The sequence below is a fragment of the Pseudomonas sp. B28(2017) genome, from assembly GCF_002113025.1.
In the GTDB taxonomy this organism is placed as follows: domain Bacteria; phylum Pseudomonadota; class Gammaproteobacteria; order Pseudomonadales; family Pseudomonadaceae; genus Aquipseudomonas.
Window position 1 is genome coordinate 627,123 of the sequence record NZ_NEJH01000002.1, and the last position, 18,345, is coordinate 645,467.

Here is an 18,345-nt window from a genome sequence, read left to right on the forward strand (position 1 = left end):
GGGGATCGGAGGGTTACAGGAGATTTTGATCGGCCACCGGTTCGATCTGCGCCCAGTGCGACGTGTCTTCACGATGAGCCCGCAAGTACGGCAACACCGCCGCCAGCAACGGTGCCTTGAACGCCTCCTGAAAGCGATGGGCCAGGCCCGGAATCAGGATCAACTGACTGCCACGCAGATGCGCCGCCAGATGCACCCCGTGCATCACCGGCAGCAGCGGGTCGGCCGTGCCATGCACCACCAGCGCCGGGACCCGCAGCTGATTGAGCAGCGCCACCCGGCTCGGCTCGGCGAGGATGGCCATGATCTGGCGTTTCACGCCTTCGGGATTGAACGCCCGGTCATAAGATAGCGCCGCCTGATGCAGCAGCACCTGACGATCGTCGCTGACCATCGGGCTACCCAATGCCGCCAGCAGGTCGGCCTGTTGCTCCAGCGCCACTTCGCGGTTCGGTGCGCCACGACGGGCAAGCAGTTGCACCAGCGCGGCACTGGGTGCCGGCAAGCCTTCGGCACCTGAAGAGGTCATGATCAGGGTCAGGCTCTCGACCCGTTGCGGCGCCATGGCCGCCATGTGCTGGGCGATCATCCCGCCCATGCTGGCGCCCAATACGTGGAATTGGTCGATGTGCAAGGCGTCCATCAAACCCAGGCCATCGTCGGCCATGTCGGTCAGCGAGTACGGTGACGACACCGGCAAACCGAGCTTGTAGCGCAGCACTTCGAACGTCAGGTTGGCCTCGCCCGGTGGCTGTCGCCAGGTCGAAAGGCCGACATCGCGATTGTCATAGCGGATCACCCGAAAACCTTGTTGGCACAGGGCAACCACCACTTCGTCCGGCCAGTGAATCAATTGCCCGCCCAGCCCCATCACCAGCAGCAATGCCGGATCCGACGCACGGCCGATGCTCTGGTACGCCAGACTTACCTGGGCCAGATCCACCCGTTCGGTCGGAACATTGACGTCACAACGCGCAGCCGCCAGGGACGGCAGGCCGAACACCAGCGCGGCCAAAAATACAATTCGTGAAAAAAATGCAGCACCCATGGAAAAACACCAAAACGCAGAACCCCAGTAGAGCGCGAGTCTGATGAAGTTTGTTCAAGCGCGCTGCCACAGTTGCATGACAGTTTGATGAAGAGTGCCGAGCGGTCAAATACGCGCGCCATTAAAAAACGGGTGTTGTGGTCGACAGACACCCAAACATGAGACAATCTCAACGATTTTGAGTTTTTAACAAATTTTCCTCATGGAGCCACCCGGTGCTTGAAATCCGCCACCTCAAGACCCTGCACGCCTTGCGCGAAGCCGATAGCCTGGTGGACGCGGCTGACCGCCTGCACCTGACCCAGTCGGCCCTGTCCCACCAGTTCAAGGAGCTGGAAGAGCGCATGGGCATGCCGCTATTCGTGCGCAAGACCAAACCGGTGCGTTTCACCAGCGCCGGTTTGCGCCTGCTGCAACTGGCTGACGCCACCCTGCCGCTGCTGCGCGCCGCCGAGCGCGACATCAGTCGTCTGGCCGGTGGCACCGCCGGGCGTTTGCACATGGCCATCGAATGCCACAGTTGCTTCCAGTGGCTGATGCCGACCATCGACCAGTTCCGTGATGCCTGGCCGGAAGTCGAACTGGACCTGGCTTCGGGCTTCTCCTTTGCGCCGTTGCCGGCGCTGGCCCGTGGCGACCTGGACCTGGTGGTGACCTCCGATCCGGTGGATCTTGCCGGGATCACCTATGTACCGCTGTTCACCTATGAAGCGATGCTGGCGGTGGCCAACCAGCACCGCCTGGCCAGCAAGGCCTATATCGTTCCCGAAGACCTGCTGCCGGAAACCCTGATTACCTACCCGGTGGAACGGGACCGGCTGGACATCTTCACCCGCTTCCTCGAACCCGCCGACATCGAACCGGCCCAGGTGCGCACCTCGGAACTGACGGTGATGATGATGCAACTGGTGGCCAGCGGTCGCGGCGTGTGTGGCATGCCCCATTGGGCGCTGCACGAGTACAGCTCGCGAGGCTATGTGAAAGCCAAGCGGCTGGGTGAGAAAGGTTTGTTCGCCACACTGTATGCGGCGATTCGCGCCGACATGCTGGATGCGCCGTACATGCGCGACTTCTTGCTGACGGCCAAGGACACGTCGTTTTCGACGCTGGACGGGGTTAGCGCCGTTCGCTAGAACACCACCCCCCCTGTAGGAGCAGCCGGTCTACGCTCGATCGCTCGCGATAAACCTGAGAGAGACACGGGGTGTCTGGCTTCCAGCGTTATCGTTGATGACCATCGCGAGCATGCTCGCTCCTACAAGGGATTGCGGTGGTTTAAATTTCGCGCCACATGTGGATTTTGTCGAAGTAATCCTCGCCCACCCGCACGGCCATCGGTTCCAGGCCGAACTGGATGAAACCGCAGCGCTGGTAGAGGTTGAACGCGGCATCGTTGCCGGCGGTGACGGTCAGCTGGATCAGGCGCACGCCCGGATGAAGCTTCGCCTCGGCCAAAGCGGCCTGGACCAGTTGAAACCCGAGCCCGCGCTGGCGAACCCTGCCGCTCACATACATGCCAAACAACGTGACCTTGTGCCGGGCCTTTTCCCTGGGTTCGAAAGCCAGACCGACGATGCCCGCCAACCGGCCCTCCTCGAACGCACCGAACACCACATCGAGCTTGCCGGTCAGACGCGACTCCCACCAGCCCAGCGGCATCGCCGCCCGCTCGCGCACACTCGAGGTGAAGGCTTGCGGGTGCAGATCGTAGGCTTCGAGCATCAACGCCCGATAGTCCAGGGCATGGCTGGCATCCAGTCGCTCGATCCACATGCTCAGGCCATCCGTTTTTGCTCAAGCATCAGCCGCACCGCCAGCCCCGACAATACGAAGCCCATGAAATAGCGTTGCATCGCCAGCCAGGTCGGATTGTTGACGAACCACGAGGCAATGCCCGCGGCAAACATGGCGATCATCAGGTTGACGCTAAAACTGACGCTGATCTGGGTCAGGCCGAGGATGATGCTCTGGCTGAACACCGAGCCGTGCTCCGGCGTGATGAACTGCGGAAACACCGACAGATAGAACACCGCGATTTTCGGGTTCAGGGCACTGGTCAGAAAGCCCATGGTGATCAGTTTGCGTGACGAGTCCGGGGGCAATTGCTGCGCCTCGAACGGCGAGCGCGCACCGGGTTTGACCGCCTGCCAGGCCAGCCACAGCAGGTACAGCGCACCGGCCCACTTCAACACTTCATAGGCCATCGGCACCGCCAGGAACACCGCCGTCAAACCGGCGGCCGCAGCAAACAGGTGCACGAAGAATCCGGCGACCACCCCCAGCAACGAAATCACCCCGGCCTTGCGCCCCTGGCAGATCGAGCGAGAGATCAGGTAGATCATGTTCGGCCCCGGCGTCAGCACCATCAGCAACGCGGCGGCGGCAAAAATCAGCAAGTCTTGAAACGGGATCATGGGCGAAGTCCTTTGCGTAATGATCAGGCGATCGCGGTCAGCGATGCTCGATAAAACGGCAGGATCAGGTCCCGTGTCAATGGCGCCAGGCTGACATCGCCATCGGTGGCCGGGTCGATCCAGATCACTTCTTCGATCTCCGCCGCCGGGGTAACGTCGCAATGAACACTCAGCTGAAAGAGTTCGGCGTGTACGACAAACCCCGGTTCGTTGGCGGCCGGTGCCGAGAAGTGACCGAGGTAAACGGCCTGCGCCGGGTCGATGTCCAGACCCAACTCTTCTTCCAGCTCCCGGGCCAGGGCGTGAACCGGCAATTCATGGGGCTCGATCTTGCCGCCCGGCTGCATGAAGGCCTGGGTACCGCGCTTGCGCACCAGCAGGGTTCGACCGTCAGGTCCGATCAACAGGGCGGCGGCGATGTGGATAAGTCCAGCGGGCTGGGTAGAAAATGTTGTCATGAACAAAAGCCTTCGACTCAAAAGCGGCAAGGATCACATGTCCGCCCTGTAGGAGCGAGCTTGCTTGCGATGGTCGTGAACGAAAACGCGTAAACCAGATGCCCATCGGTGCTCTCAGGTTTATCGCGAGCAAGCTCGCTCCTACAGTTTCCTTTATACGGCTTCCTGGAAATCCATCTCCGGCGGCTGCCGACGGAATCCGCCGGTCAATACCGCCAGGTACACCACGCCAATCGCCAGCCAGCTCAGGCCCAGATAAACCGCCAAATGATCGAGGCTGACCATCAACCACAAATCCGCTGCCAGGCCGATGAACGGGAACAGCAGGAACAGTACGAACTCGCGCAGGCCTTTTTTCTCGCCACTGATCCAGTAGTGGAAGATCACCGACAGGTTCACCAGGCTGAATGCCAGGAACGCGCCGAAGTTGATGAACGAGGTCGAGGTGGTCACATCCAGTTTCAGCGCCAGCAAGGCCACGACCGCGCACAGCAGGATGCTGTTGATCGGCGTGCCGAAACGTTCGTGCAAGGTGCCGAAGAACGATTTCGGCAGTACACCGTCACGGCCCATGGCGTACAGCAGGCGCGAACCGCTGGCCTGGGCCGACAGGCCAGAAGCGAACTGGCCAACGATCAGGCCGATCAGGAAGATCGAGACGAACAGGTCGCCACCGACATTGCGCGCGATTTCATAGGCCGCCGAGTCGACGTTGTCGAACTGGAAGGACGGATGAGCGATCTGCACGAAATACGACACGCCGACGAAAATCAGGCCGCCGATCAGGGTGATCAACATGATCGCCCGGGGAATGGTGCGGCGCGGGTCGCGGGTTTCTTCGGTCAGGGTGCTGACCGCGTCGAAACCGAGGAACGAATAACAGGCAATGGCCGCACCGCTCATGATCAAGGGCATCTGCATGTCGCCGTTGAAGAACGGTTTGATCGACCACAACGGCGTGCTGGCATCACCGCCGACGTAATGCACGCACAGCGCGACAAAGGCGATCAGCACCAGGAACTGCACCAGCATCAACAGGGCATTGATGCCGTTGGCCAGTTTCAGGCCGATGATGTTGATTGCGCTGGTGATGCCGATGAACGCCAGCACCCAGATCCACTGCGGCACCGCCGGGAAGGCGGAGTTGAGGTAGGCCGCGCCGATCAGCCAGATCGCCATGGGCAAAAACAAATAGTCGAGCAGCACCGCCCAACCGGCGATGAAGCCGAGCTTGGGGCTGATGGCCTTGCGCACATAGCTGTAGGCCGAGCCGGCCACCGGGAACGCCGAGGCCATGCGGCCGTAACTCATGGCGGTGAAGAACATGGCCACCAACGCTGCAAGATACGCGGCCGGCACCATGCCGGCGGTGGATTGGGCGAGGATGCCAAAGGTGCCGAGCACAATGATCGGCGTCATGTAGGCGATGCCAAACAGCACCACCGACCCTAATGACAGGGTGCGTTGCAAACGAGCCATGAGCGACTACTCCGGATTTTATTGGATTTATGGCAGAGCCGAGTTCGGCGCAGAATTTTCGGGTGTTGCGTTGTTGTTCTTTGGTCAGACAGGTGTGTCGTCTGTCTGGACCTCATCGCGGGCTTGCCCGCGAAGGCGTCAGCCCGGTCAATAAGTAATCAGGATCAGTTCTTGGGAATCAGCAGCTCGCGCAATCCACAAGCATGCTCAACCATCTCTCCCGGCAACTTCAGCCGCTGATCATCCAGATAGCGATAATCCTGGCGCGCCGCCGTCAACAGGTTCAGGTCCAACTCGACCGCAAACTGCCCCTCCTCGCGCCCAGCCTCGAACAACAGCGTGCCCAGTGGATCCACCAGCGCGCTGCCGCCGGCAAACAACAAACCGCCATCACCCTCTTCCACCCGATTGACCATCAGCGCAAACGCCTGGTTTTCCTGGGCGCGGGCCATGATCGCGGTGCGGTGGGTCGGGCCGTAGGGGTCCATGTTGCCGTTGGTAACCAGCAGCACCTCGGCACCCAGTTGCGCCAGGGCACGGGCGCTTTCGGGGAATTCGATGTCGTAGCAAATCAGCAGGCCCACGCGCACGCCGTTCCACAAACACGTGGTGTAGCGATCGCCCGCCTCGTAGACACCACGATCCGAGGCCCACAAGTGAGTCTTGCGGTATTTCAGCGCAATGCCTTCAGGGGTGATCAGCAACGTGGTGTTGTAGAAGCGGCCGTTATCGTTTTCGGCCATGCCGATGGCTACGGCGATATTGTGCTGACGGGCAGCAGCGATCACTGCACTGACGGAGGGTCCGTCCAGCGGCTCGGCCACCTCGACCACGGACTCAGCCGAAGGGAAGCCCATCAAGTGGCCTTCAGGGAACAGGATCAGCTGCGTGTCGGCCGCGCATGCAGCAATGGCCGCCAGGGTGCGTTCGAGGTTGTAAGCCGTGTCGTTGTCACGACCTGCCAATTGGGCGAGTTCGACCTTCATGGGTATTCCTTGTTATGGACCGGGCGGCAGAAAGATTGCCCGGTCGGTGTCTGTGCGCCAGTATGCGCAGCAAGCAACCGGGCGGGGAATCACGCCGCTGGGGTAACACGATAGGGGTAGATGCATGACACTCTCGTTGGACGACATCGCCTGGCACCGTTCGGTGGGGCAACTGATCGACGCCCTGGACAAGCCAAATTTCTGGACCCAGTTGGTACGCCTGCTGAATCAATACGTGACTTTCGACAGTTGGGTGGCCCTGCTTTTCAGTGCCGACCAGCGTCCGCAGGTGTTCGCCGAGTGCCCGGGCGAAGATGGCAGCCCCGACCAGTTGTTCCAGGATTACCTGCGCGGCCTGTACCTGCTCGACCCGTTTTACATCGCCTGTCGCGAGCAATCGCGCACCGGGCTGTATCGTCTGTCGGAAGTGGCCCCAGAGCATTTCGAGCTGACCGAGTATTACCAGCGCTACTTTCGTCTGAATGTGGTCGCCGACGAAATCCAGTTCAATTGCCAGCTCGAAGGCGACCGCACGCTGTGCCTGTCGCTGGGCAGCACGCAGCGCTTCAGCAGCCAGCAGATCGCCTTGCTGTCGCTGATCCAGCCGTGGGTGCTCGGGCTGTTGCGCCAACGTCTGCCCTATGAAATCAACGAAGTCGTGGCCTTGGCCCCCGCGCCACCGCAAGGTGACTGGCGGGTGCAACTGGAGGCTTCGGTGCAGCAGCTCAAAGGCGCGCAGTTGACGGCCCGGGAGCTGGATGTCGGGCGCTTGATGCTCAGCGGTTGCTCCAGTAAAGAAATCGCCCGTAAGCTGGAAATCTCCGTCGAAACCGTGAAAGTCCATAAGAAACACATGTACAGCAAGCTGGGGATCAAATCCCAGTCCGAGCTGTTTTCGATTTTTCTCCAGGCACAAAATGCTTGATTGGCCTGTGGAACATTCTGCTTTTCTGTGGGAGCGAGCCTGCTCGCGAAAGCGATTTTTCATTCAACATTGATGTCGACTGAGCTACCGCCATCGCGAGCAGGCTCGCTCCCACAGTGATTTGTGTCTAGCCAAATTCATTGAGTCCGAACCCAAGGAAACCGTATGAGCCTGTCACTCCTGAGCCGCTACGCCTTCTTTGTCGTCTGCGTGATCTTTACCCTCGCCAGCCTGCCGTTTCTTGAATACGACTGGCTCTGGCCGATTACCGCTGTCACCGCTGTCCTCAGTCTGATCGGCCTGTTCGATCTGCTGCAAAGTCCGCATGCCGTGCGGCGTAATTACCCGATCCTCGGCAATATCCGTTATCTGGTCGAAGGCATCCGCCCGGAAATCCGCCAGTACCTGCTCGAATCCGACAGCGACGCCCTGCCCTTCTCCCGGGCCCAGCGCTCGCTGGTCTATTCCCGGGCCAAGAACGAAACTGCCGACAAACCGTTCGGCACGCTGATTGACGTGTATCAGTCGGGTTTCGAATTCATCGGCCATTCCATGCGCCCGGCGCCGTTGAGCGACCCGAGCAGTTTCCGGGTCACCGTTGGCGGTCCGCAGTGCACCCAGCCGTATTCGGCGTCGGTGTTCAACATCTCGGCCATGAGCTTCGGCTCCCTCAGCGCCAATGCAATCCGCGCGTTGAACCAGGGCGCCAAGCTCGGCAACTTTGCCCATGACACCGGCGAAGGCAGCATCAGCCCCTATCACCGCGAGCACGGCGGCGACCTGACCTGGGAACTGGGCAGCGGTTACTTTGGCTGCCGCACCAGCGACGGTCGCTTCGACCCGGAACGCTTCGCGGCGCAAGCCCGGACGCCACAGGTGCGGATGATCGAAATCAAGATGAGCCAGGGCGCCAAACCCGGTCACGGCGGCATCCTGCCCAAGCACAAGGTCACCCGGGAGATCGCCGAGACCCGCGGCATCCTGATGGGCGAGGACTGCGTGTCCCCCTCGCGCCACACTGCATTTTCCACGCCGATCGAAATGATGCATTTCATCGCACAACTGCGTGAGTTGTCGGGTGGCAAACCGGTGGGCTTCAAGTTCTGTCTCGGCCATCCGTGGGAGTTCATGGGCATCGCCAAGGCCATGCTGGAGACAGGCATCCTGCCAGACTTCATCGTCGTCGATGGCAAGGAAGGCGGCACTGGCGCAGCACCTGTGGAGTTCACCGACCACATCGGCGTGCCGATGCGCGAAGGCCTGCTGTTCGTCCACAACACCCTGGTCGGCCTGAACCTGCGGGACAAGATCAAACTCGGCGCCAGCGGCAAGATCGTCAGCGCCTTCGACATTGCCAGTGTGTTGGCCATCGGCGCCGACTGGGCCAACTCGGCGCGCGGCTTCATGTTCGCCATCGGCTGCATCCAGTCGCAGAGCTGCCATACCAACAAATGCCCGACCGGTGTCGCCACCCAGGACACCCTGCGCCAGCGTGCGCTGGTGGTGCCGGACAAGGCGCAGCGGGTATTCAATTTCCACCGCAACACCCTCAAGGCCCTGGCGGAAATGCTTGCCGCCGCCGGCCTCGAACATCCGTCGCAACTGTCGGCCAAGCACTTGGTGCGACGCATGTCGGCAACCGAGATCAAGCTGTTCTCGCAACTGCACGTGTTCCTCAAACCCGGCGAGTTGCTGACCGGTGAAGTGAACGGCGAGTTCTACTCACGGATGTGGCAGATGGCCCGGGCCGACAGTTTCGAGCCCCATGAAATAGCGGCAGCGTGACATCGCCGCCCCGGCCAACATCGCGCATCACCAGCGCAGCGTTTTGGGCGGGGCCGGTTCCTTCATCACGATAAAACCGTAATCGCCGATCAGGTAAATCCGGTAGAACTGGCTTTCGACCAACGCCGGATAGCCCTGATAGCCGACCCGCGTCGCATTACGCCGCTCCTGCTCCGCCACCACGTTGGTGATGCCTGCTTTCGGCAGATTCTCGGCCAGCATGTAAAAGTCGGTATTGAGCAGGTAATGCAGCACCGGCATCTGCTTGAACGAGCCAGCCGCCGCCGTTAACCAGTAGTCGGAGTAAGTCACCGACATGTAAATACGTTTTGCCTCGCGCAGCGCCTGACGACTGGCGATGTCGTACTCAAGGCTGGTCAATGCCATGGACGCGAAGGTTTTCTGCATGGTCAGCACCCGGCCATAGGCGAACGACAGCGACAACATCGCCAGCAGCGGAATGATCAACAACAGTGGCAGTCGCTCATGGATCGACGCCAGCGCCAGATGACTCAGATAGAGCAGCAACACCAGCAGCACGGCGAAGCCCATCAAGGTACGGGCGCCCTCGTTGAAGTCGCGGAAAAACAACGTGACACCGGACACCAGCAGTGTCACCAACGGCAATGTCAGCAAACACACCAGGCCGATCAATAGCTTCTTCGGTCCGCCGTCCTGGCGCGCCGCTACGTTCAGTCCCAACTGCACCGCCCCGGCTATTGCAACCAATAACAACCCGCCGAACAACCAAAGCCATCCGCCATGGAACAGCAGCACGACTTTTTCCAGGACCCGGGCAATGTTGATCTGGATCTGCATCAAAGGATGGGCCGTCCAATTGAGCAGCGATGTGCGATTGGAACCCATGAACGGATAAGCACTGACGCTGTAAATCAACCCGCCCAAGAAGAGCTGGGCGGCTTTCCAGCCCAGCAGGTCATGCCAGGGCACCGGGGTCGTTTTATCGTTGGCAGCCCTGAGCAATTCCAGGCAACACAGGCCCAGGAACACATTCAGGCTGACTTGATACAGCCCCAGCGCCAAGGCAATCAGGAACGACGGCACCAGCCACTGCACGCCACGCCAGGGGTGGCGAAAGGTGATCGCGTAGATCACCGCCACCAGGCTCAGGGTCGTGGCGGGACCGTCGTATTGATAAGACAGGTTCTGCAGGAAGAATGGGTTGTACCAAAGCGGCAGCAGCACCAGGCAGCAAGCAACGGTGGGCTGGCGGAAGTAATGGAACGTCAGGCTGGTCAGCGCCGACGCCATGGCCAGCGTGGCAATCAACAAGGGCAAGGGAAAGATGTTCGGCGCGGCGTGGCTGAAAGTCAGCGCGTTGTAGAACAGCTGGGTGAACAGTCGCCCCTGCCCTGACCAGGCCATGCCCGCCGCCAGCGAGCGCCAGTTGTCATCGATGTAGGGAAAATCCGCGAGGATCAACGGCAGGACATACAAGAAGGTCGCGAACAGAAAAAACCGCCAGACCTGATGCCGGCTGAGCTCGCGAACGAAGAAGTCACTGAACCGGCCCATGCTAGCGCTCGCCCCGGGCTTTCCCGCCGACGATGTCCTTGATCACGTAGCGCGGCCGGTGCTTGGCCTCGATATAGATGCGACCGATGTACTCGCCGAGGATGCCGATGCCGATCAATTGCACGCCGCCCAGAAACAGGATGGCGGTCATCAGCGACGGATAACCGGGGACGCTGTTGCCGAAGAAAATCTTGTCCAGCACCATGTACACCGCATACAGCACCGCGAAAATCGAAAGGCCGCCACCGACGTATGTCCACAAACGCAGCGGCACGGTGCTGAACGAGGTCACGCCTTCCAATGCCAGGTTCCACAGCTTCCAGCCATTGAACTTGCTGTTCCCCGCCACCCGCCCGGCCCGCTCGAACTCCACCACCACGGTGTTGAACCCGGCCCACGACAACACACCTTTCATGAACAACTGATGCTCGGGCAGGGAACGGATCACATCGACCACCTTGCGATCCATCAGCCGGAAGTCGCCGACGTTTTCCTCGATGCGGGTGTAGGCGATGCGATTGAGCACGTGGTAGAAAATCGACGCGCTGTGACGCCTGAGGTAGCCGTCGACGTCCCGATTGCGGCGCTTGGCGAGCACCACATCGGCGCCCTTTTGCCATTGCTCGACCAGCAACGGAATGACGCTGATCGGGTCCTGCAGGTCGACATCCATGGGAATCACGGCATCGCCGCTGGCGTGCTCCAGTCCGGCAAACAGTGCCGGCTCCTTACCGAAGTTACGCGAGAAATTGATCAGCATGACCTGATCATCCACCTGCGCCAGTGCCGTAGCCTGCTCGGCAGTGCGGTCGGAGCTGCCGTCGTTGATGAACACGATTTCGACCTCTGCGTCCCCCAGCATCAGCTCGTGGCGCACGGCCTGGTAAAACAGGTTGATCGACTGCTCTTCGTTGAACACCGGGACAATGAGCGAGATTTTCATTGATCACGCTCGCGAAACACCACGTATTTGGAATAAAGGAATCCGAACACCAGGCTCAACGCCGAAAACAGGATCACGGTGAGCAAACCGTGCATTTGCCAGACGTCGCCCAGATGCCCGATCCCCAGGCTCAATGCCCCCATGCCTAGAAGAAACAACAGGTACCCCGCGACCGTGGCACTGGCGGCGAAGGTAAATTGCGCATTCATGTAGAAGGAAAACGACGCTGCCACGCAGAAGGCGGTCAGATTGCTGATCGCCTGGCTGAGGCCGGCCGCCACGCTCAGCAGGAAAAAGATCTGCCAGTGAATCAGGGTGTTGGCAACCCCGATCACCGTGTAACTGGACAGCCCTTTCCACAACAGTCTCATGTGAGGCTCCCGCTTTAAGAACGTTGCATCCTTTATTATTTGAGCCTGTCTACTGTCAGAAATCGCATATTTACGGACCTTTCAGACCAGCGGCCGGGCCTTGGGGCAACACCCGAGACATCCGGTAATACCCCGGTTTTGCAATTACCCGCGAATCAGTCCACCCTGCGCGCCGCCGGTTGGGCCTGCGGCCTTTTGCACCCGCGGCCAATCCCATTTTCACTCGCTGTTACGAGCCTGCCGTCATGACGTTAGCACGCGATCAACGGATCGACTTTTTTCGTGGTCTGGCACTGATCTTCATCTTTTGGGATCACGTGCCCCACAACCCTTTGGGGCAAATCACCCTGCGTAACTTCGGTTTCAGTGATGCGGCCGAGGTTTTCGTGTTTCTGGCAGGTTTCGCGGCCGTGCTGGCCTACGGCAAAGTCCTGGCGCGAGACGGTTTCCTGATCGCCTGCGTGAAGATCCTGCGCCGCGCTTGGGTGCTCTATGTGGTGCATATCTTCCTGCTGGCGATGCTGATGGGTATTGTGTTTTTCGCCAACAGCCACGTGGAAACACGGGATCTGGTGGAGGAAATGGGCATGCATCATTTCATCAGCAACCCCCAACAGGCCCTGATCGATGAACTGCTGTTGCGCTTCAAGCCGAACCTGATGGACCCGTTGCCACTGTACATCGTGCTGTTGGCGGGCTTGCCCCTGGCGCTGCCGATGTTGGTGCGCAAGGCCTGGATAGTGGTCACGATGTCCCTGGCGCTGTACTTGATGGTGCCGCTGGCTGGCTGGAACCTGGCAGCCATCAAGGACGGCGTGTGGTATTTCAATCCTGTCGCCTGGCAGTTGCTGTTCGTGCTCGGTGGTGCCGCTGCGATTCACGGCCAGCGCCCGCGCTTGCCCGAAACCCGCCCATTGCTGCGCCAGCCGTTGTTTGTGAGTGCGGCGTTGTATGTCGTGGTCGCCGGTGTGTTGACCGTCCTGTGGCGTTGGCCGGACATACACGACGCCGTGGTGCCGGCGAGCCTGCAAAACGTCTTGTACCCCATCAGCAAGACCAACCTGTCTCCCGTGCGCCTGTTGCATTTCCTCGCACTGGCCTATGTCACAGCAAAACTGATACCCGACAGCGAATGGACGCAAAACTGGCTCGCGCAGCAAAGTTGCCGCATGGGCCGTTTCTCGCTGGAGATTTTCTGCCTGGGCGTGCTGCTGGCGCCATTGGCGGACATGGTCAACGCCTTGACCGATGATGCCTTCACCATGCAGGTCTTTACCGCGCTGGTGGGTGCCGGGTTAATGGCGTTGCTGGGGGCGTGGCTGGAGTTCAACAAGCGCTTGAATCGATCACTGCAAACTGCGCCCGCCTGATATGCCCCCCGGTCTCTGGACCGTCTTATCTCTATGTAGGAGCGAGCTAGCTCGCTCCTACAGAAGCCGAACGTACCGCGCCTTGCGCAACTTGGGTCGGTTGCAGCTTGAACACGTAGAACAACACCGTCAGCAGCACCAGGAACGCTGGCCCCACATACAGCGCCACGCGGGTGTCCGGGAAGTACGCCATCAGGCCGACCACCAACACCAGGAACGCCAGCGCCAGGTACGAGCTGACCGGGTACAGCCACATGCGGTACTTCAAGCCCGCTCGCTCGCTGGCGCTCAGGCCTTTGCGGAATTTGAGCTGAGCCAGCAGGATCATCACCCAGGTCCAGATCGCGCCGAAAGTGGCAATCGCCGTCACCCAGACAAACACTTTCTCAGGCACCAGGTAGTTGAGCAGCACGCCCAGCAGCAAGGCGCCAATCGACAGCAACAACGCGCGACGTGGTACACCGTTCGAGGTCTTGGCAAAACCGGCCGGAGCCTGGCCGTTCTGCGCCAGGCTGTAGAGCATGCGCCCGGTGCTGAAGATGCCGCCGTTGCAGGAAGACAACGCAGCGGTGATCACCACGAAGTTGATGATGCCAGCGGCAGTCTTGATGCCCAGGCGCTCGAAGGTCATCACGAACGGACTGCCCTGGGTGCCGATTTCGTTCCACGGGTAGATCGACAGGATCACGAACAACGCGCCGACGTAGAACAGCAGAATCCGCCAGAACACCGAGCCGATGGCGTCAGGGATGGTCTTCTGCGGGTTCTTCGCTTCACCGGCGGTCAGGCCGATCATCTCCACGCCCAGGTAGGCGAACATCACCATTTGCAGGGACATCAACACGCCTTGCACGCCGTTTGGCATGAAACCGCCGTGGGTCCAGAGACTGGAAATACCCAAGGCAACGCCGTCATTACCGAAGCCAAAGGCGATGATGCCGATACCGCCGAGCACCATGGCAATGATGGTGACGATCTTGATCAGGGCGAACCAGAACTCGAATTCGCCGAAGGCCTTGACCGCGATCAGGTTGATCGAGCCCATGCTGACCAGCGCTGCCAGCGCCCAGATCCAGCGCGGTACATCGGGGAACCAGACACCCATGTACACCGCGACGGCTGTGATTTCCGCGACACAGGTCACCAGCCACAGAAACCAGTAGTTCCAACCGGTCAGAAAGCCCGCCAGAGGGCCGAGATAGTCTTGGGCGTAACGGCTGAATGAGCCGGCAACCGGGTTGTGCACGGCCATCTCGCCGAGGGCGCGCATGATCACCAGAATCGCCAGACCGCCGATGATGTAGGACAGCATGATGGCCGGACCGGCCATTTCAATGGCCTTGGCCGAGCCCAGAAACAGGCCGACGCCGATACAGGCACCGAGTGCCATCAGGCGAATGTGCCGCTCGCCGAGTTCACGTTTGAGCGGACCGCCCTGAGCGGCCTCGCCGTGGGGCAGGTGATTGCCTACAGGCATGGGGGACATCCTCGTCTTGTTATTGAATATGACCACCGAGTGGCGAAGCGCTGACCGGTAAGCCATCACCTCCCGAACCGGGTCTGCTTCGTGGACAGACCCTTTTTGTAGGAAAAACCCGCAAAATCAGTGGGAAAAACGACGCCGAGTATTGCACAACAATGGTGCATCGCCATGCCCCTGCCAAAGCCGTATTTACCCATTCGACATGTCTAAATCAAGCATTTCAGCCCGACGATCACCGTTGCGAGGGAGCCATTGGTATGGACAAAAACCCGATAGTTGTTTGTTCACATTTTTTTCACCCTCGCCAACCACCGTCTAAGCTTGAGTCAAGTCCGATCAATCTGCGTGAATGGATCAGTCGACTATGGGCGCTTTGTGGCAAACCGATTCGAGTAAAACCGTGGTTCCGACTGAACGTGAGGATGAAGCGCCTATACCTGAAAAACCCCGTCGTTCCGGGCACGGATGGGGAGCGTTCTGGTTATTGCTGTTGATAATCGCGATTGTCGTGGGGCTGGCGGCAGCGAGGGAAATGCGTACCTCGAAGTTCCAGGCGCGGGAAGTCAGCAAATACGCCGCGACCCTGAACTATGAGCTCAAACCTGGCCCCAGCGATGCCATTCGCTACCCGGGCGACGGTCCGTTCGATCGGCGCCTGGGCTACAGCTCTCTGGATGAATTCCTGCCGCGCCTGATCAAGCGCGATTTCGTCGTTGAGGCACAAACCCGCTTTTCTCCAGCCCTGTTGAAGTACAGCGACAAGGGCCTGTTCGTGCCTTATGCCGAAAAAATCCAGGCCGGGCTGTCGATCACCGATTGCCGTGCAGCGCCGCTCTATCAGTACAACTATCCACAGCAGCTGTATTCAACCTTTGCCTCGATCCCGCCCGTGGTGGTCAACAGCCTGCTGTTCATCGAGAACCGCTTCCTGCTCGACCCCAAGCAACCGCTGGCCAACCCGGCGGTGGACTGGCCGCGGTTCGGCATGGCGGCGTGGTCCCAGGTGGCCAAGATGTTGCACGTGCCCGGCCAGTCCGCCGGTGGCAGTACCCTGGCCACGCAACTGGAGAAGTACCGGCATTCCCCCGATGGTTTGACGGTCAATGGCGCGGAAAAGATCCGCCAGATGATTTCCGCCACCGTACGCGCCTATCAGGCCGGGCCACAAACCCTCGAAGCCCGGCAGAACGTGGTTCGTGACTATCTCAACAGTGTGCCGTTATCGGCCGTACCGGGGCACGGCGAAGTGCATGGCATGGCTGAAGGCTTGCGCGTGTGGTATGGCTCCGACTTCAAGCAAGCCAACGAAGCCCTGACCAGCACTGCGACGGATCCAAAAACCATGGCGGAAAAAGGCCTGGCCCTGCGTGAAATGCTGTCGTTGATGATTGCTCAGCGCCGCCCGTCGCATTACCTGACCAAGGGCCATGATGAACTGGCCGACCTCACCGACAGCCATATTCGCCTGCTGGCGCAAAACAATGTGATCGACGCTCAGCTCGCCGCCGCTGCCCTGGCCAGCAAAGTGACCTACCGCGACTGGGCCACCCAGCCGACCATTCAACCGATTGAAACCAACAAGGGCATCAGTGTGGCGCGCAGCCGTCTGGCCGGCATGCTCAATCGCCCGCTGTATGACCTCGATCGCCTCGACCTCTCGGCCACCAGCACCCTGCAGAGCGAACTGCAAAGCAAGGCGACCGAGTACCTCAAGCGCCTGGCCGATCCAGCGTTCGCCACGGAAATCGGCTTGATGGGTGAGCGCCTGCTGACGCCCACCAGCACCACCCAGGTGCGCTACAGCTTCACCTTGTTCGAGCTGACCCCGGACGGGTCGCGAGTGCGGGTGCAAACCGACAGTACCGACCAGCCGTTCGACATCAACGAAGGCAGTAAGCTGGAACTGGGTTCCACGGCAAAGATGCGCGTGCTCACCACCTACCTGCAAATCATCGCCGAGTTGCACGACAAATATGCCGGCATGAGCGTGCCGGAACTGAAAAAAGTCGATGTGCCGGATCAGGACCGCCTGAGCCGCTGGGCAGTCGATTACCTGATTGAAAACAACGACCGCAACCTGCAAAAAATGCTCGGCGCGGCCCTGGACCGCAAATATTCCGCCAGCCCCGGCGAGGCGTTTTTCACTGGGGGCGGCCTGCATGTGTTCCACAACTTCCGCAAGGAAGACAACGGCCGGCTACCGACCCTGCGCGATGCCATTCGCGAGTCGATCAACCTGCCGTTCATTCGCCTGATGCGTGACCTGGTGCGCTACACCACCTACTCCGGCCCGAACAGCAGTGCCGAACTGCTCAAGGACGACCGCGACCCGCGGCGTCAGGAATACCTGGCCTCGTTCGCCGACCGTGAAGGCACTTCGTTCCTGCTCAAGTTCTGGAAGAAATACAAGAACAAGGACACCCAGGACCGGCTTGAAACCTTCCTCGACAGCATGCGCCCGACTCCGATCCGCATGGCTGCCGTGCACCGTTATCTACTGCCGCAGGCCAGTCAGGAAAGCTTCAACGCCTTCGTGCGCTCGCACCTCACCGGCGCCAAGCTCACGGAAAAACTCACCGACGATCGCCTTCAGCGGCTCTACGAGGCCTATGGACCGGGCACCTACGACCTGCCGGACCAGGGCTTCATCGCCAAGGTTCACCCGCTGGACCTGTGGCTGATGGGCTACTTGCTCAATCACCCCGACGCCAAGTGGGGTGACATCGTCAAAGCCAGCCAGTTCGAACGCCAGGAGGTCTACAGCTGGTTGTTCAAAAGCAGGCACAAGGGTGCCCGCGACAGTCGCATCCGCACCATGCTGGAGATCGAGGCGTTCCTCGACATCCACCAGCGCTGGCAGAAAGTCGGCTACCCGTTCGACCACCTGGTGCCATCGCTGGCTACCGCCATTGGCAGCTCCGGCGACCGCCCGGCAGCGCTGGCGGAGTTGATCGGCACCATCCTCAACGACGGTGTGCGCATGCCGACCCTGCGCATCGACAGCCTGCATTTCGCCGCGAACACGCCCTATGAAACCCAACTGATCAATGACCCGGACGTCGGCAAACGGGTGATGCCATCCGAGGTCGCCACGGCTATGCGAGAAGCCCTTTCACAAGTGGTGGATGCCGGGACTGCCAAGCGCGTGGCCGGGACGTTCAAACTGGCCGACGGCAGTCCGCTGGCCATGGGCGGCAAGACCGGCACCGGCGACAACCGTATCGAAGCAATAGGCTCCGGCGGGCGGATATTGAGCTCCAAGTCGCTCAATCGCACGGCGACCTTTGTGTTTTACATCGGCGACCATCATTTCGGCACGCTGACCGCGTTTGTACCGGGCCGCTCTGCTGAAAGCTTTACCTTCACCTCGGCGTTGCCAGTGCAGGTACTCAAGGGCATGGCGCCAATCCTCTCGCCCTACCTGCAACCGGGTACCCACACAATGTGCGAGCCAAACGCAAGGACCGCTGTTCGTTGAACGAGGGTCAACGGTGGAAATGATTGCTGGTAACTATGCATGCTTCACTCGTTGAATCTGCTTTGCTCG

The 18,345-nt window shown here is 60.3% G+C and carries 15 protein-coding genes; 5 read left to right on the forward strand and 10 right to left on the reverse strand.

Annotated elements, in window-relative coordinates:
* Positions 1-13: 13 nt before the first annotated feature.
* Entirely contained in the window at positions 14-1,048 is a 1,035-nt protein-coding gene (locus CAF65_RS07675) for an alpha/beta fold hydrolase (protein WP_085715754.1), read from the reverse strand.
* Between the two features lie 215 nt (positions 1,049-1,263).
* Here CAF65_RS07675 and metR point away from each other — a divergent pair, with 215 nt between their 5' ends.
* Positions 1,264-2,181 carry a transcriptional regulator MetR gene (gene metR / locus CAF65_RS07680; protein ID WP_007985733.1) on the forward strand — a complete coding sequence of 306 codons (918 nt, stop codon included), beginning with the start codon at positions 1,264-1,266 and terminating at the stop codon, positions 2,179-2,181.
* A gap of 142 nt (positions 2,182-2,323) precedes the next feature.
* Here metR and CAF65_RS07685 read toward each other — a convergent pair whose 3' ends face one another.
* The 5 genes from CAF65_RS07685 to CAF65_RS07705 form a co-directional block, all read right to left on the reverse strand.
* A complete protein-coding gene (locus CAF65_RS07685) occupies positions 2,324-2,821 on the reverse strand; it encodes a GNAT family N-acetyltransferase (protein WP_085715755.1) in 498 nt (165 codons plus the stop codon).
* A 2-nt stretch (positions 2,822-2,823) separates the two neighbouring features.
* Complete coding sequence (locus CAF65_RS07690; protein WP_085715756.1) at positions 2,824-3,462, reverse strand: LysE family translocator; 639 nt, start codon at positions 3,460-3,462, stop codon at positions 2,824-2,826.
* Between the two features lie 23 nt (positions 3,463-3,485).
* The gene (locus CAF65_RS07695) at positions 3,486-3,920 is read right to left on the reverse strand and encodes an NUDIX domain-containing protein (protein ID WP_085715757.1); all 435 of its coding nucleotides are present in this window, start codon (positions 3,918-3,920) and stop codon (positions 3,486-3,488) included.
* Between the two features lie 153 nt (positions 3,921-4,073).
* Positions 4,074-5,399: an APC family permease gene (locus CAF65_RS07700; protein WP_085715758.1), complete on the reverse strand. Its 1,326-nt coding sequence runs from the start codon at positions 5,397-5,399 to the stop codon at positions 4,074-4,076.
* A 164-nt stretch (positions 5,400-5,563) separates the two neighbouring features.
* A complete protein-coding gene (locus CAF65_RS07705) occupies positions 5,564-6,385 on the reverse strand; it encodes a carbon-nitrogen hydrolase family protein (protein ID WP_085715759.1) in 822 nt (273 codons plus the stop codon).
* A gap of 124 nt (positions 6,386-6,509) precedes the next feature.
* On the opposite strand from CAF65_RS07705, the gene CAF65_RS07710 reads away from it, so the two are divergent.
* Entirely contained in the window at positions 6,510-7,310 is an 801-nt protein-coding gene (locus CAF65_RS07710) for a LuxR C-terminal-related transcriptional regulator (protein WP_085715760.1), read from the forward strand.
* Between the two features lie 165 nt (positions 7,311-7,475).
* Positions 7,476-9,095, forward strand: coding sequence for an FMN-binding glutamate synthase family protein (locus tag CAF65_RS07715; protein ID WP_085715761.1), 1,620 nt, complete (start codon positions 7,476-7,478; stop codon positions 9,093-9,095).
* Positions 9,096-9,122: 27 nt separating this feature from the next.
* Here CAF65_RS07715 and CAF65_RS07720 read toward each other — a convergent pair whose 3' ends face one another.
* The 3 genes from CAF65_RS07720 to CAF65_RS07730 are packed head-to-tail and all read right to left on the reverse strand — an operon-like array spanning position 9,123 to position 11,945.
* Entirely contained in the window at positions 9,123-10,631 is a 1,509-nt protein-coding gene (locus tag CAF65_RS07720) for a glucosyltransferase domain-containing protein (protein WP_085715762.1), read from the reverse strand.
* A 1-nt stretch (position 10,632) separates the two neighbouring features.
* Complete coding sequence (locus CAF65_RS07725; protein WP_085715763.1) at positions 10,633-11,574, reverse strand: glycosyltransferase family 2 protein; 942 nt, start codon at positions 11,572-11,574, stop codon at positions 10,633-10,635.
* Complete coding sequence (locus CAF65_RS07730; protein WP_085715764.1) at positions 11,571-11,945, reverse strand: GtrA family protein; 375 nt, start codon at positions 11,943-11,945, stop codon at positions 11,571-11,573. Before CAF65_RS07730 ends, CAF65_RS07725 begins: the two co-directional genes overlap by 4 nt.
* A gap of 245 nt (positions 11,946-12,190) precedes the next feature.
* On the opposite strand from CAF65_RS07730, the gene CAF65_RS07735 reads away from it, so the two are divergent.
* Positions 12,191-13,315, forward strand: coding sequence for an OpgC family protein (locus CAF65_RS07735; protein ID WP_085715765.1), 1,125 nt, complete (start codon positions 12,191-12,193; stop codon positions 13,313-13,315).
* Positions 13,316-13,361: 46 nt separating this feature from the next.
* On the opposite strand, the gene CAF65_RS07740 is transcribed toward CAF65_RS07735, so the two are convergent.
* The gene (locus CAF65_RS07740; protein WP_085715766.1) at positions 13,362-14,792 is read right to left on the reverse strand and encodes an amino acid permease; all 1,431 of its coding nucleotides are present in this window, start codon (positions 14,790-14,792) and stop codon (positions 13,362-13,364) included.
* Between the two features lie 370 nt (positions 14,793-15,162).
* On the opposite strand from CAF65_RS07740, the gene CAF65_RS07745 reads away from it, so the two are divergent.
* Positions 15,163-18,276: a transglycosylase domain-containing protein gene (locus tag CAF65_RS07745; protein WP_085715767.1), complete on the forward strand. Its 3,114-nt coding sequence runs from the start codon at positions 15,163-15,165 to the stop codon at positions 18,274-18,276.
* The last annotated feature ends 69 nt before the right edge of the window (positions 18,277-18,345 follow it).